Origin of the sequence: Candidatus Roseilinea sp. NK_OTU-006 (assembly GCF_012931985.1) — a bacterium.
GTDB lineage: Bacteria > Chloroflexota > Anaerolineae > J036 > Brachytrichaceae > JAAFGM01.
In genome coordinates this window covers 60,172-85,330 of record NZ_JAAFGM010000007.1, presented here as the reverse complement: position 1 = coordinate 85,330, position 25,159 = coordinate 60,172, and the positions used below count along the sequence as shown (strand labels likewise).

Genomic DNA, 25,159 nt, shown 5'->3' with positions numbered 1-25,159 from the left:
AATGATATAACCGGGGGAGGCGATGGCATTGCATCGCCTCCCTCGATCAGAAGTGCGTCGGTTCGCGCTTCAGGAATTGCCCGCGCCCAATCGTGCCGACGAATTCGCCGTCGCGCACGGCCACCTCGCCGCGCACGGTGACCACGCTGGGCCGGCCCTTGATCTCCCACCCCTCGAATGCGCTGTAGTCCAAGTTGATGTGGTGCGTCTTGGCCGAGATCACGCCGCGGTAGTTCGGGTCGTAGACCACCAGGTCGGCGTCACTGCCGACGGCAATCGTGCCTTTGCGGGGGAAGAGGCCGAATAGCTTAGCCGCCTGTGTGCTGGCGCAGTCCACGAATGTGTTCAAATCCAGGCGGCCGGTCGTCACGCCATAGGTGTAGAGCAGGTTGACGCGGTCTTCCAGCGAGGGGATGCCGTTGGGGATTTTGGTGAAGTCGTCGCGCCCCATCTCCTTCTGTCCTTTGAAGTCGAATGGCGCATGGTCGGTGGCAACCGTCGAGACGAAGCGTTGCTTGAGCGCGTTCCAGAACACGTCCTGATTTTTCTTGTCGCGCAGCGGCGGCGACATGACGTATTTGGCACCCTCGAAGTTTGGCAACTCGGCGTAGCTCTTGTCCAGCACCAGATACTGGATCAACGTCTCTACCCAAACGTTCAAGCCGCGGTCCTTGCCGGCCATCGCCTCGCGCAGCGCCTCTTCGCAACTGGTGTGCACGATGTAGGTGTGCGCGCCGGTCATCTCCGCGAACGACAGCAGGTGATGTACCCCCTCGGCTTCTACGCGCGGCGGGCGGCTCCAGTAGTGATACTCCGGGCCGGTTTTGCCCTCGTTGAGTAGTTGCTTCTGCAGCTCCAGCACTAGGTCGGCGTTTTCGCAGTGCGCCGTCACGATCACGCCGAGCTTTTTGGCCAGCCGGAGCGTGTGATACAGCTCCTCGTCGGTGATGCCGAAGGCGCCTTTGTAGGCCAGGAAGACCTTGAAGCTGGCGACGCCGGCTTTCACGATCTCGGTCAGCTCGGCTTCGACCTGTGCATCGTAGCGCGTCACCGATTGATGGAAGGTGAAGTCGCACGCGCTTTTGCCGGCGGCCTGGCTCATCCAAAATTCGAAACCGTCGGCCAGCGGCCGGCCGTTGCGCGCTTGGCAGACCATCTCGATCAGGGTGGTGGTGCCGCCGATCAGTGCGGCCTTACTGGCGCTGATGTAGTCGTCCTTGGCGAATGTGCCCATGAAGGGCAGGTAGACGTGCACGTGCGGGTCAATGAAGCCGGGGAAGACGTATTTGCCGGTCGCGTCAATCACCGTCGTGTCCGGCGGGGCGTCGAGGTGCTTCCCGATGCGGCTGATCTGCTCGCCTTCGCAGTAGATGTCGGCCTGCATCTGTTCGCCGGCCGTGACGATGGTGCCATTCTTGATCAATAGAGCCATGCTTCTCTCCTCGGTGCGCTAAATGGCCGACTTGCGTTTGGTGTGTGGCGATCAACGCTTTTTGGGCGCAGCCTTGGTTTTGGCCGGGGGCTTGCGCGTTTTGCCGTTGGTCGCAGCTTTGGCAGCCACAACCGTGCGCCGCTTCCCGTTGAAGTGTGGGATGACGCTGCGCCCGTAGGCGGCGACCTGTTTCTCCTCATCGCCGCACATCAGGTAGATGTTGAACTGGTGCACGCCTAGCGACTGCAGCTCCTCGATCTTAGCGATGTGGTCTTTGATCGAGCCGACGATGCAGTAGCGGTCGGTGATCTCGTCGCTGACGAACCGGGCGTTGCTGCTGCCCACCTCGGCGTGATGCAGGTAGTCGTAACCGGGGCGATCCTCGACGTAGGCGTAAAGCTCCTTGGGCAACTCTTCCTTGGGATAGCGCTTGAGCAAGTCCACCACGTGATTGGACACGAGGGCGGGGAACCAGCGCACGCGCTCGCGCGCCACGGCCAGGTCGCTCGAAATCCACACCGGCGCGCAGGCCATGATCTTGATCTGGGAATAATCGCGCCCGGCCTCTTCCGCGCCTTCCTTCACGAACTGCAAGCACCACTTGATGAGATAGGGGTCGGCGAACTGAAGGATGACGCCGTCGGCGATGCGCCCGGCCGAGCGCAGGGCGATCGGCCCGTAGCCCGCCACCCAGACCGGCGGCACGCCGCCGTCGGCCCAACTCAGATACGTATCTACGCCGTCGTAGTCAATGTGCTCGCCGGCGGTGAGTTTGCGGAACTGGTCCACGAACTCTTCGAGGTTGGCCATCGTCGTCGGCTTCTTGCCCAGCCGGCGGCGCGAGCTATCGCCGCGCCCGATGCCCATCTCCATGCGTCCCTTGCTGATGCGCTGCAACGTGGCGAAGTCGCTGGCGCACACCGTCACGTCGCGCACCACGGGGTTGGTGACCAGCGTGCCGATGTGCACTTTCTTGGTGTTCCACGCCCATAGGGCAAAGCGCGGGAAGACCGACTGCCACAGCACGTGGCTGTCGAAGCTCCACACATAGCCGAAGCCGGCGGCCTCGGCCTGCATGGCGATCTTGACCTCGCGGCGAACGTCGAGGTCGCTTTTGAAGGTGATGCCGAAATCCATCTTAGCCATAACGTCTGGTGTCAAATTTCAGGTGATGAGGGGAGGGCGTCGCAACGGCGGCCTGCTCCCCTGCATCCCTGGTCTTCAACAGATGAAAGATGAACCGCTAATTGCCGCCTTCCTTCAGCTCGACCGTGATCTTGGTGAAGCCTTCGCCCTTGACGTCGCCTTCCAGCCCTTCCAGCGCTTTCTGGGCCAGGTCGGTGCGATAGGCGTTGGGATCGGGGTCTTGCTTCAGGATGCCGTAGGTCTTGGCGATCTCCACCGTCTGCTTGTACAGCGCTTCGTCCATCTGGCCGATGCCTTTGGGCGAGGGCCAAATCAGCGCGTTGATCTCGTTGAGCTGCCAGCGCATGTGGCTCTCGCCCAGCGCCGTGCCGTTGTTCAACACGATCTGCACGCACTCGTCGAAGTTATCGCGGCAGAACATCCAGCCCTTGAACGTGGCGCGCAGGAACTTGACGGCGATGTCCTCGTTGCCCGGCTGCTTCAGCCACGACTCGCGCGCCATGATGCCGTCTTGCAACATGGCGGTGCCCACGTCGTTGAAGTTGATCACGTTGAGATCCTCGGGCTTGTAGAGTTCGCCAGTGGCCGGGTTCTTGGTCTCCAGCACCTGGGCATACTCGTTGTAGATCATCGCCTGGGCCACGTCCACTTCGCCGTTGAGCAGTTGGCTCATGTCGAAGTTCTGCTTGATGATCTTCGCGTCCTTGTCCGGGTCGAGGCCAGCCTTGCGCATCGCGGCGAACAACTCCGGCTCGTTGCCCAACAACCACGAGCCGACATTCTTGCCGCGGAAATCTTCGACCTTGGTGATGTTCTTCTCCTTGAAGGAGACCATCAGGGTGCCGCTGCGTTGGAAGATCTGGGCGATGTTGACCAGGTCGGCGCCGGCCTCGCGCGCGGCGAGCATGCGGCCGGGCAGCCAGGCCACGCCGAATTCCGCGCCATCGGACGCGACGACTTGCGCCGGCGCGATGTCCGGCCCGCCGGGGATGATGGTCACGTCCAAGCCCTCCGCGGCATAGAACCCTTTGTCCTTGGCCGCGTAGTAGCCGGCGAACTGCGACTGCGGCACCCACTGCAAGACGACGCGCACGGGCGTGAGCGCCGCCGGCGCGGCGGGCGCTTTGGTAGCGGCCGGGGCAGCGGGGGCAGCCGGCGCGGCACAAGCTGCTAACATGAGCGTGGCGAGCGTCGCAAATGAGAAAGCTTTGAGCGTCGGTTTCATATGTCCTTTTCTCCTCTGTGAATGAAATTCATCGCTTCTCGACTGAGACATGCCAGGGAATCGCGACCCTTTCAGCGGCAAGGATGATGAGGTAGAACGCGATGCCCAGTAGGGCACTGATGATAATCGCCGCCCATGCATTGTCAAAACGGAACAACTGCGCTTCCTGAAGGATATATACCCCCAGGGATTCGCGCGGGCCGCCGAAGTATTCGCCCACGATGGCGCCGATCAGCGCCAGCGTGCTGCATACCTTTAGCGCGTTGAACAAGTAGGGCAGCGAGTTCGGGATACGCACCTTTGTCAATACCTCGAACGGCGCAGTGGCATACGAGTGCATCAGCTCGAGCTTGGCCGGCTCAACCAGCGTCAATCCGCGCACCATGTTGATCATCATGGGGAAGAAGGTGATGATCGCCACGATCATGATCTTGGACATCGGGTTGGTGCTGCCGAACCAGTTGTTCATGATTGGTGCGAAGGCGATGATCGGCACCGAGTTCAGCGCGATGGCGAACGGCATCAACCCCTCGCGTATCGTCGTCCAGCGCGCCGTGGCCAGCGCGACGAGGATGCCGGTACCCGCACCGATCAGGAAGCCGATCACGGCGCTGCGAATCGTGTAGGCTGCGCTGCTCATGATGGTCGAGAATGTGCGGAAGAACGCCTCCAGGATCACGCTCGGCGCCGGCAGCAGGAAGCGTTGTATGTTCAGCAGGTCCACCAGCACCTCCCACAGCACGATGACGGCGAAGAAAACGATGAGGGGAGGCGCGTAGCGCTGGAATCGCAAAGCCCCGGTTATCATGTCTCCCGCATCTCCTCGCCTTTGCGCAGCGCCTCGCGCACAGTGGTGACCAGCTCGAAGAAGTGCGGGTGTTCGCGCGTCTCGACGTTGCGCGGGTAGGGTAGGTCAATCGGGATAATGTCGCTGATGCGTCCGGGACGGGCGCTCATCACCACGACTCGGGTGGATAGGAAGACCGCTTCGGGGATCGAGTGGGTGACGAACACCACCGTCGTCTGCGTCTCCTGCCAGATGCGCAGCAATTCGGCGTTCATGCGCTCGCGGGTGATCTCGTCCAGTGCGCCGAACGGCTCATCCATCAGCAGCAGCTCCGGCCGAAAAGCGAGTGCGCGGGCAATGGCCACGCGCTGCTGCATGCCCCCGGACAACTGCCAAGGGTAGTGGCGTTCAAAGTTCTGTAGCTCGACCAGCTTGAGCATCGCCCGCGCGCGCTGCGTCCGCTCAGTTTTGGGCACCCCCATAATCTCCAACGGGAGCTCGACGTTCTTCAGCACAGTGCGCCACTCGAACAACACCGGCGCCTGAAAGACCATGCCATATTCACGATTGATGCGCGCCTGGCGCGCTGGCTTGCCGTTGACCAGGAGTTCGCCGCTCGTGACTTCGATCAGGTCGCCGATCGTACGCAGCAAGGTGGACTTGCCGCAGCCGGAAGGGCCGATGAGCGAGATGAACTCGCGGGGGCCGATCTCCAGGTTGATGTCTTTGAGCGCGACGGTGGTCGGCCGGCCGGCCGATCCGAAGCTCTTGTTGACGTTCTTGAGCAAGACGACCGATTGCATTGCCGTAGTGACCTGTTACCGATTGACCAGTTTACCCACCCGGCGCTAAGCGCCGCGCACGATGTTTCTCAACACGATGCGCTCGATGGCCGACACGGCCACGAACAACAGGATGCCGACGAGGGCGGCCATGAAGATCGCTGCCCACAGGCGCTCCGGGCCGGTGATGTAATACTGGTTGAAATTCAAGATTGCGCCGCCCAGCCCCTGCTGGACGCCCGAAGGCAGCTCGGCGATGATCGCGCCCACCACGCTGGCCGTCGCGGCGATCTTGAGCGCAGTGAAGATCGCCGGCAGTGCCGATGGAAAGCGCAATTTCCACAACGTCTGCCAGGTCGAGGCGGCATACGAGCCCATCAGTTCGACGGCGCGCGGGTCGGGCGAGCGCATGCCGCGTAGGGTGTTGATCGTGACCGGGAAGAAAGTCAGATACGCGGCGATGACCGGCACCGACCACCACGACCCGCGCAGCCAGATCACCACCATCGGGGCGATAGCCAGGATGGGCACAGTCTGCGATGCGACGACGTAAGGCACCAGGCTGCGTTCGAGCAACGGCAAATGCGCGAAGAGCGTGCCGAGCACGAAGCCCAGCGCCGCACCGATGAAGAACCCCAGCAGCGCGCCGCGCAAGGTATAGAGCGCTGCCTCGATCAGCACACTGATCAGCGGCGGCCCGTTGCGACGCGAAGGCTGCCCGAACGCCTCGGCGATTTCCCATAAATGCGGCAGCGTGCGCTTGTCGAGATTGAACATCAGCTTGATCAACTCCCAAGCAACGACAAGCGTCAGGATGATCAGGATGACGGCGAGGGCAGGTGCGACGCGGCGGGCCGACCGTACAGGCGAAAGTGCGATATCCACCAACCCACAAGTTTAGCGAAAAGGTGCGCTGTGGTCAAATGCTTTAAGCGTGAAGTGTGACAGCGGTGCTGCTATACTGAGTCTCACTGGGACGCCTGCCTGAGACAGTCTGACCTGAACGCTCAACGCACGAAACGCGAAAGGAGTATCGCTTGACACAGGAGTTCTCGCAGCAGGCTGCCTCTCCAGATGATGCAGGGCGGGGGAGGTCTTTTCGCAAGCTTTGGAGGAACTTCCTACCCAAAACTGAATGCGGTATTGAAAAGGATGCGGCAGAGACAGGACGCCAAATATCGAATCAGCGCAAATCGGGTTTGTCTCAGCTCGCCAGCAAACATCCGTCGCCAACGACGGGGCAAACTCAGGATAAAGACGGATAGCCGCCGTTCATCCGATTGCGAGCTGGCTCAACAGATCATCCACGGCCGCTCTGCCTTCCTCGAAGTTAATCTGGGTCCACAGCGACTTGGCATCCATGAGCAGTTCCCGGGCGATGTCGCTATCTTGATCCAGCACGCTCAGCGCGTAGTAGAACTTGCACCGGGCGAGGCTGTACAAATCGTGTATGCTGGCGTATAGCCGAATGGCCTTGTCGAAGTGGGCGCGTTTGCCGCTGATGCGACCGAGGGACGCATAGGCGTTGGCCTGCCCGAGCGTGGATCCCGCCAGGGTGAAGAGCGTGAGCGCTTGCTCATATAGCTTGAGCGCCTGGGCCTCTTGCCCACATGCCGCTTGCACGTCCCCGATTGCATGCAAGGTGTGCGCCTGTCCCAGTTGGGAGTTGGTCGCGATATACAACTCCAACGCTTGCTCGTATGAATGCAGCGCAGCGTCACTTTCTCCGCGCTGGGCATAGGCATCCCCAATGACCTTGAGCGTGTTCGCCTGACCCAGCCGATCGCCGATCTTGTTGGACAGCTCGAGCGCGCGTTGATACCATGACAGCGCGGCCTCGCTCTCATTGTGATCGTGATGAAGCGCGGCAATGTCCCCGAGCGCCCTGAGCGTGTTGGCCTGGCCAAGCTTCGAATCTGCAACGGTAAACAGTTCGAGCGCGCGCTGATATGCTTGCCGAGCTGCGTCTAGCTGGTCTTGGAAGGCGCGCACATCGCCGATGGCTTTGAGCACGCCGGCTTGCCCCAGCGATGAGCCTGCCGCAGAGAACAGCTCTAGCGCGCGATCGTATGCCTGCATGGCGGCGTTGCTCTCCTTGCGGAAGGCGTGCACGTCGCCGATGGCCTTGAGCGTGTTGGCTTGGCCCAACCGGTCGCCGATGGCCGTGAACAAGTCGAGCGCGCGCGCGTAGGAATCCAGCGCTGCGTCATGCTGGTCGCGTGAAGCGCTGAGATCCCCGATGGCTTTGAGCGAATTGGCCTGGCCCATCCGGTCGCCGGTGGCGATGAACAGGCCGAGCGCCTGCGTGTAGGAGCGCAGCGCCGCATCGTGCTGGTCGCAGAATGTCTGCACGTCGCCGATGGCCTTGAGCGTGTTGGCTTGGCCCTGCCGGTCGCCGATGGCCGTGAACCCATCGAGCGCTTGCTGATAGGACTGCAACGCGGGCTCGTTCTCCTTACGAAACGCCTGCACGTCGCCGATGGCCTTGAGCGTGTTGGCCTGGCCCAACCGGTCGCCGATGGCCATGAACCCATCGAGCGCTTGCTGATAGGACTGCAACGCGGGCTCGTGCTCCTTGCGAAATGCCTGCACGTCGCCGATGGCCTTGAGCGTGTTGGCTTGGCCTAACCGGTCATCCAGCGCGGTGAACAGGTCGAGCGCCTGTTGGTAAGATTGCAACGCAGCGTCGTGTTGGTCGCAGAATGTCTGCGCGTCGCCGGCCGCCTGCAGCAGATTGGCGAGATGATTTCGCTGTTGCGTTTGTTCCGCCAGACGGCAGGCCCGGTTGATCCACCGCAGGCGCTGTTGGGGAGGGAGGTGACGCTGACGCCAGTAGAGCGCCAGGCAATCCGTGATCTCTACAGCCAGCTCCGGCGCCGGGAAGTTGAACGAAAGCGCGCGCTCCTGAGCGAGCTGGACGTTAGCCAACTCGGCATCGATCTGGGTAAGCGCAGGGAGTGGGTCCTGCTCGCTGTTGAGCGCCTGTTGATAGCGGTTGCCGATCTCCAAGCCAAAGTACGCTGCGTGTCGTGTGATCAGCGCATCGCGCTCGAAAGGAAGGGTGTGCGCCCAATCCCTGAGTAGCGGATGTAGCTGCGCGTGCCGGCCGTTGAACTCGGCCAGCGAGAGCATGGCCAACGCTCGCAGCATGTCGCACGCGACAGGCTCGGTGATGTCGCACATGCGCGCGATGCCTTGAACGGACGCGCCGGAAGGCGCGCAGAGGCTTAACGCGTGGAAGGCCGTTCGCAGTGGCTCATCGAGGAGCTCATACGAGAGAGCGAATGTTGCGGCGAGGCTGTCATCGGGTGTATTACTGAGGGGAAGCCTGAGCGCGTCTATCGGAGTGGCGCTCTTGTCTAGCTCTCGCAAGCTGTCGGCGCACGATTGCGTCGGCTGAATGATGCGCATGCGCCGCGCCATGATGGCGATGGCAAGCGCCAGATTGCCGAGTCGCCTGACCAGACTGAGCGCGTCGTCATATTGGTCTGCGATAGAGATGCCTTTGGCTTCCAGCAGTTTCAGCGCGTCGCTGTCGCTCAGCGCATCCACACGTAGGTCGTCCGTGTCTATGATGATGCGGCTGGTGATGATGGTCTTCGCCGGCACCGAAGGACACAGGGCGAGCACGTGCTGTCGGTGACGCCGCACGACGTTCTCGGCGTTATCCAGGATCAACAAGGTGCGCTTATCTGCCAACCGTCCGCGGGCGATTTCGGCCAGAGCAAGCGTGTCTTGACCTAGTTCCTCGGTGTGCGGTACGCCTAGCGCGCTCAGCAGTCCGCGCAGCGCCTCCACCCAGTCATTGCCTCGCAGGTCTACCCAGTAGCAGCCGTCGGGAAAGAGCGCGCCGAACCGATAAGCCGCTTCCAGCGCAAGCGCGCTCTTGCCAACCCCGGCTGTGCCGGTGAGGCAGATGACGTTCGCCCCATCGGTGCTTTTCAGACGTTCTTCCAAGCGCGCGAGCAAATCTTCTCGTCCCACGAATTGCCGGCGGGGTGGCAGCGTGACTCGATTGACTGCAGTGGCGGAAGGCATCTGCCATGCGGGAAATACGTTTCTCACCGCGATCTCGGTGTAGTCGCCGGCCACGTTGCGGATGTGTGAACCGAGGATGTCTTCCGCGCTGAACTGAGACGCGCTGGCCTGCGCAGGACTCGGTGGCGAAGGCGCAGTGGGGCCGGCGCGCGCCTTTCTCTTATACAGAGCAGACGCTCCCCCCAGCAAGGGGACGATTAAGCGGCTGATGAGCCTAGAAGATTGCTGCGGCTGCATGTGTTGCTTATCTCATGTACCACTCTTGTGGTCGTTCGTTTGTTTTGCGCTGTGCGGATGTCTGGCCTTGCCGGTCGTGTTGATGATGGTTGAATGTGTGACATCGTTGGCTCGCATCTCGGCGCGGCCGCCCGCTCCCTCGTTGATCACTTGCGAGCGGTGGATGTTTCCCACCGAAAGACTGGCCACGGGCTGTGCATCATGTGAAATGTTTTCGTCGCGTCGTTGACCCGCCGACGGCTCGTTCGTGCGTTCGGTGTCAAGATTGATTTTGATCGGCCCCAGGCCGACTGATGTCTTCACTTTAGGATTGCGCCAAACGACGTAGCCGATGAGTGCTACGACGAGAATGATAGCGACAATTAAGATTACGCTTGTGGTATCCATGATAATAATCCTCTGTATCTGCATTATACAACTTTGTTGAAAGTTTGTAAAGTCGGGTAAATCAGCTATAAGCCTATGATTCAAAATCTTTCTTAAATGTATCGGTGATAAGAAAGTAAGTCCTACTGATTCAGTTTATAGCTGCTGTGAACTTGGACAATTATTCCTGGATCAATTGACTAAAATCATTGAACGGACTTTATAATCTCATGGCGGTTTGGACTCTCGACGAAACAAGAGTGAGTGATTAAAGAAGACAGTTTTCGGTTGAGACGCATGTTCCCGCGCGCATGCGCGCCTCGCCTGTAGCACGTTTGCACGATGGCAGATGCTACACGCCGACGCCTATATAATGTTCACGGTTTAAGTTGCCGAACGCTCGCGCGTATGGCGTGGCCGATGCCGTCGCCTACGGGCGCTCTGGCGCAAGGCTTGAGAAGGGCAGGGCGGTGAACAACACGCACGAAGCTAACGCGATTCAGCGGCTTGCCGAGATGTGTGGCGCGCAGGCCGGCGAATTTCGCGGGGATGATCACCTACGCGATGAACGACCCTGTTTGGAGCTTCTCCGACTGGCCCTCGTCGAGCGTAATCAGGAAGCCTGGGCTGCCATCTACAAAATCTATTATCCGCAAGTCCTGCGATGGGTGCACGCTCATCCTCACTTTCGCATCACCGGCGAGGATGCGGATTACTTCGCCAATCAGGCCTTTTCGCGCCTATGGCAATACGGCGAGCGCCATGCCTGCGCAGGGCGTTTCGGCGCCGTTGCGGATTACATGCAGTACTTGAAACGCTGCACGTGGTCCGCCATCGAAGATGAGTTGCGTCGAGGCCGGAAAGATGCGTTATGGCATTTGGCAGAGATGGGTGATTCGACAGACGACGACGAATCCGAGAGGATGATGGATGAGCGCGTTTTGGAGATGCACGATCACATCGCTGTCGAGGCAATCGTCGAAAACACCGCAATCTTGAACCACTTGTGGGAATTACTCGATCAGATTATCGAGGGTGAGCGCGAACGCATCGTGGCCAAGGAGATGTGGGAAGATGGGCTGGAGCCTCGTCAAATCCGCGCGCGTCATCCCGATTGTTTCGTGGACGAGAACGAGGTGAGTCAAATCCGGCGCAACATTGTTCGACGGTTGAATCGCAAGCTGGTCAACGACGCGCGGGCGGGTCTGTTGCGTCAGGAGTTGGAGCATCTCTTTCGCGTATGAACTGCGCGCACGCGCAAGGGCGCTGAAGGGTCAAAATGGCGTAGCAATGCACGGCAGCACAGGATTTCGCTTGGAGCGTGCGCGAGACGTCGGGTGTGTGGCGCTTGTGCTCATGCTTGCTGGGTGCGCAGCGCCGGCGACTGCGCCGCGAACGGGTTGGCGTCCTCCGCCTGCTGCACCTACCTCAACCGCCCAAATCATCGTGGCAGAAGTGGATGGCGAAGTAGTCACCCGCGAGGAATGGCAGCGGGCGCTGGCGCTCGACCGCGCCATGAGCGCGCTAGCCGGCCAATCCGCGCCGACGCCCGAGGCATCGCTCCAGCGCCTGGTCAACGAGCGACTCGTCTTGCGTGAAGCGCGGGCGGCCGGCCTCGCGGCCACGCCGGATCAGGCTACCGCGCGCCTGCGCGCGTTGCTGCGCCGCTGGAATAAGGATGAGGCATCGTTTGACGCTGCCTTGGCGCGGGAGGGGGTGCCGCAGAGCGATGCCCTCGATGCGATCCGCCGCTTGCTCGTCGTCGAGGCCTATCTGGCGCGGTTGGGTTCGGAAGCCGACGCTCAGCAGTGGATGGCCGAACGGCGCCGGCGCGCCAAAGTTGGGCTTTACGCCAGCTTTAGCGCTCCGCCCACGCCTTCAGTCCTGGCGGCTGCGCTGCCAACGCCGCCGGCTACGCCGTTGGTGCTCGCTTCCGCAGGTCAAGCAACTGCCAGCCCAACACCGGCGCTTGCGCCGCAACCGGTGGTGGATGAGCGCACCCCCCCTCCGGCACCTATGGCGCCTCCAGAAAATCCAGCCCCAGACTTCACCCTGCTCGACTTGGACGGTCAGCCTGTCCGCCTGAGCCAATTTCGCGGCCAAGTGGTCGTGCTGAATTTTTGGGCATCGTGGTGTCCAGCTTGCCGCGCCGAGGCGCGCGACTTTGGCGACTTCGCGCAGCGCTATCGCGGACGCGGCTTAGTCGTCGTTGGGGTGAACCTGCGCGAAGATGCAGCCACTGCGCGCGCCTTCGCCGAGGCCAACGGCATGGACTATCCGCTGCTGCGCGACGCCGACGGCGCCGTCAGCCGCATGTATGGCGTGGTTGGCATCCCCACGACGATCTTCATAGATGCAACCGGAGGCATGCGCGCGCGGCACGTTGGCGTGCTCAACGCCGATCAGCTTGCCGACTATATCGCGCCGCTCTTAGCCGACTTGCTGCCCACCGAACAGCCAGCGCCCGATTTCACCCTGCCGCGCGAGGATGGCCGCATGGTGTCGCTGCGCGACTATCGCGGGCGCCAGCCGGTCGTGCTGCTGTTCTATCGCAGCGCCGGCTGCGGGTCATGTCAGCAACAACTCCGTGCCATGCAGACGGAGTACGATCGCTTCCGCGCGCGCGGTGCTGAAGTGTTGGCCATCGCCGTTCAGGGCGTCACACAGGCAAGCGTGGTGCGGCAACTCGGCCAGCTTGAGTTCCCGGTTCTCGCCGACGAGTCGCATGCTGTGAGCGAGGCGTTCGGCGTGTTCAACCGCCTGGGCGACAATCTGGCGGCGCCGGCAGTGTTTATCATAGACGCAAAGGGACGAATCATCTGGTCTCACATCGGTAGAGACGCAAACGACTATCCCGCACCATCAGATATTTTGAGCCGCGTGCCTTGATGCGTGGCGCGACGAAGATGGTGCTGTTGCTCATCGCGCCGATTGAGGGAGCACCCCAAAAGCACCAAATTATCGTCTTGCAGCCGCTCTGCACCACACCACTGCCAATCGGCAACCCTTGCGCGCGGAACTCGCATAACGCATCCGCTAAGCATTGAGCCCGCCAGCTCCGCCGCCTCAGCCTAAGTCAGTCCCCGCGTCGCTTCCGCGATTGTTCAGCATCTCCAACCCTCGGCCCATCAACGCCTGTCGCATGGCTTCGATCTCAGCGAGCATGGCATCCGGGAGCTGGTCATCCCACGTCTCGAATTCTTCTTAGGCCTTGGCGGCCAAGACCAGGAACCGTTCGCGCTGCTGCGCGTAGCTGGGAGCGGTTGATGTCTTCATGCCCCCTATTTTGCCCCCCGCGGCAGAAAAACTCGCCGCATTCCTGCGCTATATTCCCCACCGAAGGCAATGGCTAGGGTATCTCGGAATGATGCAATTGTGCGTGTGTGTCACGGACGCGTCCGGTATGCGCGCCCGTGACACGAACGGACTTTTCGAGTGGCTTTGCTGGCGTTATATTTAGCTACAAGCCTGGCCTCCGTATTTAACTCTGCACAAGGGAGCACGTCCCACTGTGCTGCGGCGAGACATGGAGCGATGAATTAATGAATGCGTTACGACTGTTCGTCCTCATTGTGCTTGTTGTTCCTCTCCCGCAATCGTTCATGGCTGCCGCTCCGTCACACGCGGCTGGACGCCGCGCTGAAGTGGCCACACTTCGCTCAGATGTGCTTCAAGCCTTGCCGGCCTGGTTTGCCTCGCCGGACGCCGCCGATGAGGCGGACGTATTGCCGGATTGGTTTGCGCTGCCGGGCGACTTAGGTCCGTCGCCTGCGCCCTCTGCGTTGCCGGATTGGTTTCCCCCCTTGACGTCGGTCCGCGCATCCTCCACCCAAAGCCCACCCACGCAAGCCAACGGCCCGCCGTTCGGCAGCCAGACCATCTATGCCAACCAGGTCACCGTCACCCTCACCCCGCAGACGATCAACCTGTGCGATCCGCTCACGGTGACCATCGTGGCGGCCAACAATGCCGTGACGACCACCGGCGTGGCGATCACAGCCGCGCTGCCGGGCGGCTTCAACGCTAACCTCGCCACGTTCAACGTGGGCACGGTGGCGCCCAACGCCGTGATCACGCAACAAGCGGTCTTCACCAGCACGTGCGGGGCGGTCTCCGGCCAAGTGGTGGTGACGCTGACGCAAGATGCGCATCCGCCCATCGTCAAGCTGGCCGAGTATGTGGTGAACCCCGGCGCGATCACCGTGCGCAAAGAGCCGGCGGTGGCCCCGGCCGCCATCGGCGACGTGGTGACCTGGACGGTGTTTGTGGACAGCACCGGCTACGGCACGGTGTACAACGTGCGCGTCACCGACACGCTCGGCCCAGGCTTGCAACTTGTGAGCGGCATCACCTCGGCCACATTTGTCTCCATCCCGGTCGGCCAGAGCGTTTCGTTCACCGTGGCGGCGCAGGTGGTGGCGTGCAGCGGGCTGGAGAACAGCGTGGCCGCCACGTGGGGATGCAATGGTGGGGCGTGCCTGGCGCCGCAAACGGCCAAGGCCTCGATTGACCTGCAACCACGCTTCCCCGACCTCGACTACGCCCTGCCGCCGTTCAACGTCAACTATTGTGGCGGCGGCACCGTCTTCACGATTCCGATCACCAACACCGGCGACGGCACAGCCTACTCGGTGACGCTGCCGGTCAACCTGAGTCCGTTCAGCGTGACGGTGAGCGCGCCGGCCACCTACACGGCCGGCGCCTTCCAGTTGCCGCCCATCCCGCCCGGCCAGACTTTCAACCTGGTCTTCACGCTCACCACGCCGGCCAACGTATGCGCCGCGCCGCTCAGCGGCAGCTTTGATTTCGACGTCACCTATCGCGACGCCTGCAACTTCTTCTACACCGAAGCGCCGCAGGCCGGGGCGTGGCAGTTGACCAACACGCCCGGCCAGCTCAGCCTGAGCAAGAGCGCGCCGGGCGAGGTCTATCGCGGCCAGCTCATCACCACCCCGATCACCGTCAACGCCGGCGGCGTCTCCGGCACGGTGATCGTCACCGATCAGGTGCCGGCCGGCTTTGCCATCGTCAGCACCGGCGGCGGCGTCAGCTTCACGCTGGGCGGCGTCACCTACATCACCTGGGCCGTGACCGGCAGCACCACGCTGACCCCGGTTTTTGTGGTGAGCAACACCGCCGGCACGTGCGCTTTGTGCGGCCAGGCGCTGACCAACGTGGTGACGGCCACCCTGCAGGACTGCCGCGCCTGTCAGCAGACTGCCACCGCCCAGAGCGTGACCTACCTGCAATGCGATGACGGCGTGCAGAGCCAAAAGCTGGTCTCGGCGCCGGCGGCCGTGTGCAGCACGCCGGCGTTCACTTACACGAACATTTACACCTTTGCGCCGAGCTTCGCCGTCACGCCGACGTGGAGCAGCCTGATCTTTACCGAGGCGTTGACCAACCAGAGCTACGTGACCGGCTCGGCGCAGGTGTGGGTGGGCAACGGGCCGATCTCGTGCACGGCGACATTCTCACAGGCGATCATCGGCGGGCAGTTGGTGATCACCAACATCACCCCGCCGTGCAATCCAAACGTAGCCGGCGCCACGCTGGTGATCACCTACACCACTGCCGCCGGCGAGACGAACTCGTGCAGCAATGCGTCATGGTACGACTGGTCGTACCTCAACCTGGGCGTCAGCGGCAACAGCGTGTGCAGCGGCGGGGATGTGATCGCCGAGGGCGTGTTTGTGGAGACGCTCGCCCCGCAGATGACCCTGAGCGCCAGCGGGCTGCCGCCCAACGTGGCTGCGTGCGGCGTGTACACCGTCACGCTCACCGCGCAACGCACATCAAGCGTGGGCGCATATGACGCGGTGATCGTGGTGCCCACCGGCACCTATGCCGTGCTGGATGTGCTGGGCTTCGGCGGCGCAACGCCGGTCTTCACCCAGACCGACAGCACGGGTTACCGTTGGTTTTACTCCGATACGTTCACCGCAGCCACCACGGCGACGGTGCAATTGCGCGTGCAATTGAGGTGCGGCGGTCCGCCGGCGCCGTTGCAGGGGACGATCCACTATGAGAGCCTGTGCAGCAACAACGACACCTACTATGAGCGCTGCAACGCCGGCGGGACGTTGGCCGCTCCGCTGCGCCTGGCGCCCTTGCCCTTGCTCACCAAATTCCCGGAGCGCATCTACGCCACCGGCGACGTTGTGACCTGGACGTTGATCGCCAAGAACACCGGCGCCGGCCCGGCCTACAGCTTGGTGCTTACCGACGCCCTGGGTAGCGGGCTGCGCTTCGCCACCGCCAGCATCACCTCGTCGTTGGGGTCGGTGGCCGGCATCACCCTCATCACCTCCACAAATCTGGTCACTTGGGAAGTGCCGGTCATTCAGCCCAAAGAGGCGCTCACCATCAAATACGCAGCCGAGATCATCGGGTGCACCGACCTGACCAACCGCTTCTCAGGCGTGCAGGGCTGCTTGGGTCAAGTCTGTTTGGGGGGCGGGCCGGTCACGTCGGTGGTCGAGCTGCCGCCCACGGTGCTGCTGAACACCAATCAGACGTTCTCGCCGCTGGACACCTGCTATACCCGCACGGTCACCGCGACCGTGCGCAACGCCGGCCTGCTGAGCGTGTACTCCGCCACGGTGACCGAGACGCTGCCGGCCGGCCTGTTCTACGTGGCCGGCACCACCGAGGTGAGCACCGACACCCTGAGTTGGCAACCCGGCCCGGAGCCTGCGATCAGCGGCTCAACGCTCAGTTGGGGGCCAAGCAGCGGCGCGCCGCTGGACGCCTGGCTGGCGCGGGTGCGGCCCGGCGAGACGGTTTACGTGCGCTTTGTGGTGCGCGCCAGTTGTGGCTTTCAGGGTGGCCAACTGCGCATACAAACCGGCTATCGCGATACCTGTGGCAATCCCTACCTTACCGACAGCTCCAGCTTCTTACTGGCGGCGCGCCAAGCCGAGCTTTCGCTGAGCAAGGTGGGGCAAAACCTCAGCCGCACGTCGCCCTCGGACGTGTACCTTTACGGCGAGCCGGGCGATGTGGTGGTCTTCACCGTCACCGTGTCGAACGCCGGCGGCGCTGCGCCGGCCCAGTTGTTGGTGATCAGCGACGCCCTGCCCAGCAACCTGGTGTTCGTCAGCGCCACGCCGGGCTACAGCGGCCCCGTGCCCGGCCCGCTGGGCGGGACGATCACCTGGTCGCTGCCGCTGCTCAACCCCGGCAGCAGCGTCGTGTTCACCGTGACGGCGGTGGTGAGCCAGCCCAACGGTTGCACCCTCACCGACACCTTCAACACCGCCGCAGTGAGCTGGGGATGCCCGGATGGGTGTCGCTTGTACTCGCCGGCCCAGCAAGTGCGCATCCGCACCCGGCCGGTCTTCGACGCGCCGGGCATCGCTGCCGAAATCGCGCCGAACGCGCTGAACGTGTGCGGCGGCGCGGTCACGCTCACGCTGCGCAACGACGGCCCGCCGGCTTACAACGTCGTGCTGACCAACGCGCTTCCCGGCGGCTACGTGTTTAGCGACACGCTGCTTGCCAGCACCCTGCCTTCGGGCACGCTCGACCTGGGCGGCAGCGTGGTTTACACCTGGGGCGTGCTGCCCAGCGGCTTCACCACCATCACGCTGCGCGTCCGCAATGCCAACAGCAATGGCACATGCGCATTGGCCGGCGGGCCGTTCACCGCGACGCTGCTTTACGACGACGATGCGCCCGATTGCCCGGACAGCGGCCCGTACACCGCCACGGCCAGCGTCGCCCTGACCGCCCAGGCCCCGGCGCTCGCAGTGAGCAAATCGCCGAACTTCCAGTTCGCTACCGCCGGCCAGACCGTCACCTGGACGGTGCGCGTGACCAACACCGGCAGCGGGACGGCGTCAAACGTGGTGATCACCGACGTGGCCGGCAGCGCTTTCACCAACATCACCGCCACCAACGGCGCGGCGGTCTCCGGCAACACGCTCACCTGGACGCTGGCCACGCTTCCGCCGGCTGCGACCTTCAGCGCCATCGTCACCGCGGTGGTGACCGAGACCGGCGTGAACCGCAACGTGGTCACTGCGACGGCGCAATGCGACGGCGGCTGCCTCGCCGCCCAGGGCACGACCGTCGCCTACGTGACGTTGAACGATGCGTTCGACAAAGGGCCGGCCGTGCAAACCGGCACCATCGGCAGCCTCGTGGTTTTCACATTCACCGGCGCCACCAACGACACGGACAACATCTTTGACCAGGCGCGCTTGACCGACACTTTGCCCATTGGGCTGGGCTATGTGGCCGCCACGCTGGCCTACACCGTGGATGTGGATGGCAGCCAGGGCGGGCCAACCGCCACCTTCAACGTTGCACCGACTGTCGCGCCGGCGCCCTATGCCAGCGGCAACATTGCCTGGAATCTGGGCGCGCTGACCGGCGCCGTGCAATTCAACGGCGTGGTGACTGCTGTGATCCAGGACATCCCCCAGTCCAACCACGGGGCCGTGCTCACCAACACGTTGCTGCTCACCTTCGTGGACGATGGACAATTTCGGGCGCTGACCGACACGGCCCAGGCGCGCACGGTGGAGCCGCTGCTCCACTTAGGCAAGCGCTACCTCACGCCCTACGGTTGCAGCAGCACGCTGCTGGAGGACGACTTCAACCGCCCCAACGCCACGCCGCCCACCGGCTGGTCGAATGTGGCCGGCGCGTGGTCCAACGAAGCCGGCGTTGTGGTGCGCACAGGCGGCAGCGCAACAGACGCGATCCTCGTGCGCAGCGGGTTCACGGCTGCCGAGTACAGCTACAGCGCGATCGTCTCGACTACCGATGACACCGCCAGCGCGGGGCTGATCTTCCACCACACGGCCGGCGGACATTACCGGCTGCGCCTGCGCCTGAGCGATGGCGGCACCAACCTCCAACTCCAAGAAATCAGCGGGACTGCGACCACCAACCTGGCCACCACTACCTTTACGCCGACAGTGCGCCGGTGGTATCACCTGGAGGCGCAAGTAGAAGAGACGCCCGGCGGTCTGCGCATCCGCGGCTATGTGGACGGTCAACTGCTGATCAACGTCGTTGATCCCACGCCGCGCACGCCGGGATCGGTGGGGTTCTATAGCAATAACTGCTTGACGCGCCAGTGCGCTTTTGACGACGCGCTGGTGACGCGGCTGAACCGAGCCGGATGTTTCGTCGGCGCCGGCGACGCGATCACCTACACACTGACCGTCTCTAACCAGGGCGTGCTGCCCGGCTACGACCTGCTGATCACCGACGTGATCCCCTATGGCACGAGCCTGCTCACCTACACCCTGAGCACCAACGACAGCAGCGGGCCGGCCCTGCTGGCTGCGCCATCGCCCGGCGCCACCGGCGCGCTCACCTGGCGGGTCAGCCACCTGACGCCCACGCTGCCGTTCACTTCACTGCAACACACTGCCCTCACGCTTACAGTTGTGTTGTCGGTCGCGCCGTCGATCACCGCCAACGTTACGCTCAGCAACCACGCCTTCTTGCGCTATGACGCTTGGCTGACCGACACCCAGCCGATCAGCAGCCTTGCGCGCGGCTACAGCGGCGGCTCGCACGCGGCTGCGGTGCAGACGGCCGACGCCGGCATCGCTAAGTCGGTCCAGTTTGCGCCGCCGCCGACGGCGACGCTGGGCACACTGGTGACCTACACGCTGTTTGTGCCGGCGACGCCGATCACCGCCGTGCTCTACAACGCGCTGGTGACCGACACGCTCGACCCACGCCTGTTCATCCTAGCGGTGACGTTCACCGGTGGGCTGACGGGCAGCGTGGGCGTGGCCGGCCAGCAAGTCACCGCGACGTTCGGCGCGATCCCCGCCAGCGCGCAGGCGCTCATCACCGTCACGGCGCGTCTCTCGCACGAATTCCCCGGCCCGGCCACCGACCCGAACGCCGGCGACGTGATCACCAACCTGGCGCGCCTGAGCCACAGCACTGCGCCGGTGACCCCCAGCAACGTGGTGAGCACCACCGTTGGTGAGCCAAACTTACTGTTGAGCAAGCACGTCGAAAGCAGCAGCGGCGTGACCGTTGGCTTGGACGGCCTGGCCTATCTCACTTACACCCTGCGCCTAACCAACACCGGCAGCAGTCCGGCCTATGCCATCTATGTGACCGATGCGTTGCCGGGCGGCATCAGCGTCACTGCGCTGTTCGGCGGCGACGCGCAGGGCGCGCCGGCGGCCGGCCCAGGCGTCATCACCTGGTTCGTCAGCACGCTGAGCAACGTGGCGCCGGCCAACGTGATTGTGCTTTCCTACACGGCGCGCATCTCGCAGGCGCTGCTCGGCGCAGCGCTCACCAACACCGTGGCGGCGCTGTATCACTCGCTGACCGACACCGTCCCCGGCGTTCGGCCCTACACCACCACGGCCACCGCGACGGTGAGCGCCGGCGGGCCGGGCATCGCCAAACAGGTCGAACCCAGCGTCATCCGCGTCGGCGACCTCATCACCTACCGCGTCGTCTTCACCATTCCCGCCGGCGCGGCTTGGGGCGGCGCGTCGGGCGATGTGCTGTTGGATGCCTTGCCGCCCGGCGTGTGGTACATCACCGACAGCGAGACGCTCGCCCACACGCCGGCCGCGGTGAACGTCACCCTGACCCAGCGCATCTCCAACACCACCGAGCAGCCCGGCCAGCAAGTCATCCGCTGGTTCTTCGCGCCCATCACCAGCGCGCAAGACGCGCCGACGGTGGTGACGCTGACCTTCCAGGCGCAGGCCGTGGGCCTGCGCATAGACACGCTGGCGCCGGTGTGGATCACGCAGACCGACCTGTTCTATCCCACCAACTACGCCCAGCTCGAATATCCGTGGCCGAATCACGTCAGCGCCACAGCCACCAGCGCGGTGATCCAACCCCGCCTGGCGCTGGACAAAGACAGCACGCCGCCGCCGGGCAGCGTGGTCGGCGCCGGCGACCTCATCACCTACCGCCTGACCATCACCAACGACGGCCACGGGCCGGCCTACGACATCGTGATCAGCGATGTGTTGCCGGCCGGCCTGGCGCTGGTGACGGCCACGCTGAGCGCAAACGCGCCGCCCACGGCCGCCTTCTTGGCGCAACCGCCGGTGAGCGCGACCGGCACACTGACTTGGCAGGTGAGCGCACTGTGGGGCCTGGCTTGGAACAGCGGCCAGCCCGGCGTGGCGGTGATTACGGTGGTGGCCCAGGTCAGCGCCGCCATCGGCGCCAATCTGACGCTGACGAACACGGCGACGCTGCCTGGCTACGACTCGCAACCGGGCGACGGCCCCGGCCCCTACGCGCCGGATGAGCGCTCGTACAGCGATGGCAGCGACGCAGTCTCCCACCGCACGGCGGACGCGACGCTGCTCAAGTCGGTCACACCACCCACGGCGACGCTGGGCAGCGTGGTGACCTACGTCTTGGTCGTGCCGGAGCCGCCGATCACCAGCGCGCTCTATGCCGTGACGGTGACCGACCAGCTCGACGCGCGCGTGCAACTCCACAGCGTCAACGCGCCGGGCGGCAGCGCGGTGGTCGTTGGCAGTGCCTTCACCGTGACCTTTGCCAGCATCCCCGCCGGCGAACAGCGCCTGATCACCGTGACGGCGGTGGTCTCCTCGCCGCTGGGCGCGAATGCGGGCGACGTTTTGACCAACGTCGCCACGCTGCGCCATCAGGACGGCGGGCCGACGCTCTCCAACCAGACGCAGGTGACGGTGACCGAGCCGGCGCTCGCGCTGCTCAAGGCCAGCCAGCCGCCCAGCGGCAGCGTCGTCGGGGCCGGCCAGCTTGTGACCTACACCGTGCGCCTCACCAACGCGAACGGGGTGACGGTCTCGGCGGCCTACGACCTGGTCTTCAGCGACACCTTGCCGCTGCACATGCGCGCCGCACCGCCCGTGTTGATTGGGCTGACCCTGGATGGCGCTGCGTTGGGATCGGGCGACTATCTGACCAGTTACGAGGCGCTCAGCGGTCACTTCGCCATCACCTTTGGCCTGGGCATTTCGCTGCCGCCCGGCAGCGCCCTGGTGATTACCTACACCGCGCAGGTGGACGCCGACGCGCCGCCCGGCGCGGTCGAGGACAACCTGGCGGCGGCCGGCTGGTCATCGCTGCCCGGCCCTACGCCCGGCGAGCGCGACTACGGCCCGATTACCGACACCACGCGCGTTCAACTGGGCCAATCGGCGCTCGACCTGAGCAAGTCTGCGCCGTTCATCGTGCAAGCGGGCGAGCTGCTGACCTACACGCTGACGGTGACCAACAGCGGTTTAGTCTCGGCCACCGGCGTGGTGATCACCGACCTGGTGCCGGCCAATACCGGCTACGTGAGCTGCGGCCCCGCGCCGTGCGGCGAGTCCGGCGGCGTGGTGAGCTGGACGTTGGGCGCGCTCGATGTCGGCGCGTCGCGCGTGGTGACGCTGGTGGTGCAGGTGACCAGCCCCTTGCCCAATGGCACGCCGATCGTCAACACGGCGCATGTCACCAGCAGCCACGGCGTCACCGACACCGACACCGCGACCACCACGGTGGGCAGCGCGCCGGTGTTGCTGCTCAGCAAGCAAAGCGTAGATGCCAACGGCGCCCCGTTGCAACCCGGCGATGTGTTGAGCTACGTCATCGTGGTGCAAAACGCGGGCAACGCCGTGGCCAACGCCGTCACGGTGAGCGACAGCCTGCCGGCCCACACCGGCTATGTGCCCGGCTCGATTGCCGGCGGCGACGCCAACAGCGACGCCGCGCTGCCGTTGCTGAGCTGGACGATCAACACGCTGCCGCCGGGCGCGCCGGTGACGTTGAGCTTTGCGGTGACGGTCCATCTGCCGCTCACGAACGGGTTGGTGCTCTCCAACACAGCGTCGGTCACCAGCACCGAGGTAACAACGCCGACGAGCGCGACGGTGACGGACACCGTGGTCTCATCGTTGGCGTTGCAGGTGACCAAATCGGCCGAGCCGGAGCCGGCCACGGCGGGCGGTCTGCTCACCTACACGCTGCGCTACACGCTCACGGGCGACGCGCCGGCGTTGGGCGTAGCGCTGAGCGACACCACGCCGGCCCACACCACATTCTTCACGGCCATACCGCCGCCCACCAGCCACCCCGGCCTTGGCAACAGCGGCCCGGTGGTGTGGCAACTGGGCGACCTGTTGCCGCCTGGCAGCGGCGTGACCCAGGCCGTCGGCATGGTGACGCTGGTGGTGCAGATCAGCAGCCCATTGCCCAACGGCACGCAGATCGTCAACACCGCGCTGTTGAGTGAGACCGGCGGATTGACCAGCACCGACACCACCACCAGCACGGTGACCAGCAGCCACGCGCTGAGCGTGACCAAAGTCGCTACGCCGCCGGTGGCTACGGCGGGCGGCGTGTTGACCTACACGTTGCACTACACCGTCGGCGGCAATGCGCCGGCGCCGGCGGTCGTCGTGACCGACACGCTGCCGCCCAGCGTCACCGTCCAGAGCTGCGCGCCGGCCTGCGGCGTCGGCGGCAATGTGGTCACCTGGTCGCTGGGGACGCTGAACCCGCCGGCCAACGGTGCGCTGACCGTCGTGGTGAGCGTGGCCAGCGATGTGCCGACGGGCACGCTGCTCACCAATGTCGTCGTCATCGCTGACGGCAGCGGCTTGACCGATACGGACTCGATAGACACGCCGACGCAAGCCCTGGCCGAGCTGATGCTGCACAAGACGGCCACGCCAACCGTGGTTGAGGCCGGCGCCGTGCTGACCTACGCGCTGGTGGTGACGAACGCCGGCCCCAGCGATGCCCAAAACGTCGTGGTGACCGACACATTGCCGCCGGAGGTGAGCCTGCTCGCGACGACGCCGCCGGCCAGCGGCGTGAGCGGCAAGGTGATCACCTGGGCCTTGGGCGCGCTGCCGGCCGGCCAGAGCGCGATCTTGACCGTGACCGTCCTGGTCAGCCCGGCCCTGCCCAGCGGCGCGCTGATCACGAACACGGCGACGGCGAGCACTTCCACCGCCGGCGACGATCCGGCCAATAACACCGACGTGATCTCCACGCCGGTTCAGGCGCGCGCCGAGGTGGCGCTGCATAAGCACAGCGACACCTCGATCACCGTGCCCGGCGCGACGGTGACCTTCACCTTGCATATCACCAACTTCGGCCCCAGCGTTGCGCAAAACGTGATCGTCACCGACACGCTGGATTCCCAAATGGTCTACCTGAGCGCAACGCCTGCGCCCAACAGCGTGAGCGGCTCGATCCTCACCTGGCTGCTGGGCGATTTGAGCGTTGGCCAGCACGTCGTGATCACGGTGGTGGTGCGCATCTCGCCTTTAGCAACCTATGGCGTGCTGCTGATCAACAATGCAGTGGTGACCACCGACACCCCTGGCGACGACCCGGCCAACAATATCAGTGACTGGTACGTCACTCCCGTGCAACCCACGGTGGCGATCCAGAAACAACTGGTGGGCTATGACACCGACCTGATCGCGCCGAACTTCATCACCTTCACCATTCGCGTCACCAACACCGGCCCAAGCGCAATCACCACGCTGCGGGTGGTTGACCAATTCGACGATGGCGTGCTCAGCTACACCCACGCGACGCCGGCGCCGAACGTCATAGACCCCGGTGAGTTGCGATGGGACGACCTGACCGCTGCCGGCCCGCACGGCTTCGGCGCGCCGCTGTTGCCGGGCCAGAGCTATGTCATCACCGTCACCTTCCGCGTGATCACCGACATCGTGAGCACGACGAACTATGCCGTCATCGGCGAAGGCACGCGCGATGCGCACGACAATCCGACCAATGAGCCGAGCGATCAGGTTGAGGTGATCGGCGTGCCGACCGCAGTGACGCTGCGGGCGTTCTACGTGAGCGCCGTGAGCGGCCGGCAGGTGACGCTGGCCTGGGAGACCGAGACTGAACAAGACAACTTCGCCTTCCGGTTGTACCGCGCGCCGGCCAACGACTTCGGCCAGGCGGTGCTGATCGCCAGCGTGCCGGCTGCCATGGGCGGGACGAGCGGGGCGAGCTATGCCTACGTGGATACCGCGCCCGACGACGGCGTGTGGTGGTACTGGCTGGCCGACGTGGACACCGCCGGCCGCGAGACGGTGCATCGCCCGCCGGTGCAGGCGCGCGTCGGTCTGTCGGCCTACCGGCTGTGGTTGCCGGTGGTGATGCGCGCGGAGTGAGGCGACCGCTGTGAA

General features: G+C 64.1%; 11 protein-coding genes. 3 read left to right on the top strand and 8 right to left on the bottom strand.

Annotated elements, in window-relative coordinates; translation table 11 throughout:
* Window positions 1-46: 46 nt before the first annotated feature.
* From hydA to GXH28_RS06030, 8 genes are all read right to left on the bottom strand, one after another.
* The gene (gene hydA / locus GXH28_RS06065) at window positions 47-1,432 is read right to left on the bottom strand and encodes a dihydropyrimidinase (protein ID WP_169238129.1); all 1,386 of its coding nucleotides are present in this window, start codon (window positions 1,430-1,432) and stop codon (window positions 47-49) included.
* Between the two features lie 51 nt (window positions 1,433-1,483).
* The gene (locus GXH28_RS06060; RefSeq protein ID WP_169238128.1) at window positions 1,484-2,578 is read right to left on the bottom strand and encodes a TIGR03842 family LLM class F420-dependent oxidoreductase; all 1,095 of its coding nucleotides are present in this window, start codon (window positions 2,576-2,578) and stop codon (window positions 1,484-1,486) included.
* A 97-nt stretch (window positions 2,579-2,675) separates the two neighbouring features.
* The gene (locus tag GXH28_RS06055) at window positions 2,676-3,803 is read right to left on the bottom strand and encodes an ABC transporter substrate-binding protein (RefSeq protein ID WP_169238127.1); all 1,128 of its coding nucleotides are present in this window, start codon (window positions 3,801-3,803) and stop codon (window positions 2,676-2,678) included.
* 28 nt (window positions 3,804-3,831) lie between these two features.
* Window positions 3,832-4,611 carry an ABC transporter permease gene (locus tag GXH28_RS06050; protein WP_169238126.1) on the bottom strand — a complete coding sequence of 260 codons (780 nt, stop codon included), beginning with the start codon at window positions 4,609-4,611 and terminating at the stop codon, window positions 3,832-3,834.
* Window positions 4,608-5,393: an ABC transporter ATP-binding protein gene (locus GXH28_RS06045; RefSeq protein WP_169238125.1), complete on the bottom strand. Its 786-nt coding sequence runs from the start codon at window positions 5,391-5,393 to the stop codon at window positions 4,608-4,610. Before GXH28_RS06045 ends, GXH28_RS06050 begins: the two co-directional genes overlap by 4 nt.
* Window positions 5,394-5,438: 45 nt before the next feature.
* Entirely contained in the window at window positions 5,439-6,257 is an 819-nt protein-coding gene (locus GXH28_RS06040; protein ID WP_169238124.1) for an ABC transporter permease, read from the bottom strand.
* A gap of 387 nt (window positions 6,258-6,644) precedes the next feature.
* A complete protein-coding gene (locus GXH28_RS06035) occupies window positions 6,645-9,647 on the bottom strand; it encodes a tetratricopeptide repeat protein (RefSeq protein ID WP_169238123.1) in 3,003 nt (1,000 codons plus the stop codon).
* Window positions 9,648-9,659: 12 nt separating this feature from the next.
* Complete coding sequence (locus GXH28_RS06030; protein ID WP_169238122.1) at window positions 9,660-10,034, bottom strand: hypothetical protein; 375 nt, start codon at window positions 10,032-10,034, stop codon at window positions 9,660-9,662.
* Window positions 10,035-10,402: 368 nt separating this feature from the next.
* Between GXH28_RS06030 and GXH28_RS06025 the strand changes: the two genes are divergently transcribed.
* The 3 genes from GXH28_RS06025 (at window position 10,403) to GXH28_RS06015 (ending at window position 25,144) form a co-directional block, all read left to right on the top strand.
* A complete protein-coding gene (locus GXH28_RS06025) occupies window positions 10,403-11,257 on the top strand; it encodes a hypothetical protein (RefSeq protein ID WP_169238121.1) in 855 nt (284 codons plus the stop codon).
* Between the two features lie 202 nt (window positions 11,258-11,459).
* Window positions 11,460-12,902 (top strand): redoxin domain-containing protein, encoded by a 1,443-nt coding sequence (locus GXH28_RS06020; protein WP_169238120.1) that lies wholly within the window; start codon window positions 11,460-11,462, stop codon window positions 12,900-12,902.
* 776 nt (window positions 12,903-13,678) lie between these two features.
* Window positions 13,679-25,144 carry a DUF7507 domain-containing protein gene (locus GXH28_RS06015; protein WP_169238119.1) on the top strand — a complete coding sequence of 3,822 codons (11,466 nt, stop codon included), beginning with the start codon at window positions 13,679-13,681 and terminating at the stop codon, window positions 25,142-25,144.
* Window positions 25,145-25,159: the final 15 nt, after the last annotated feature.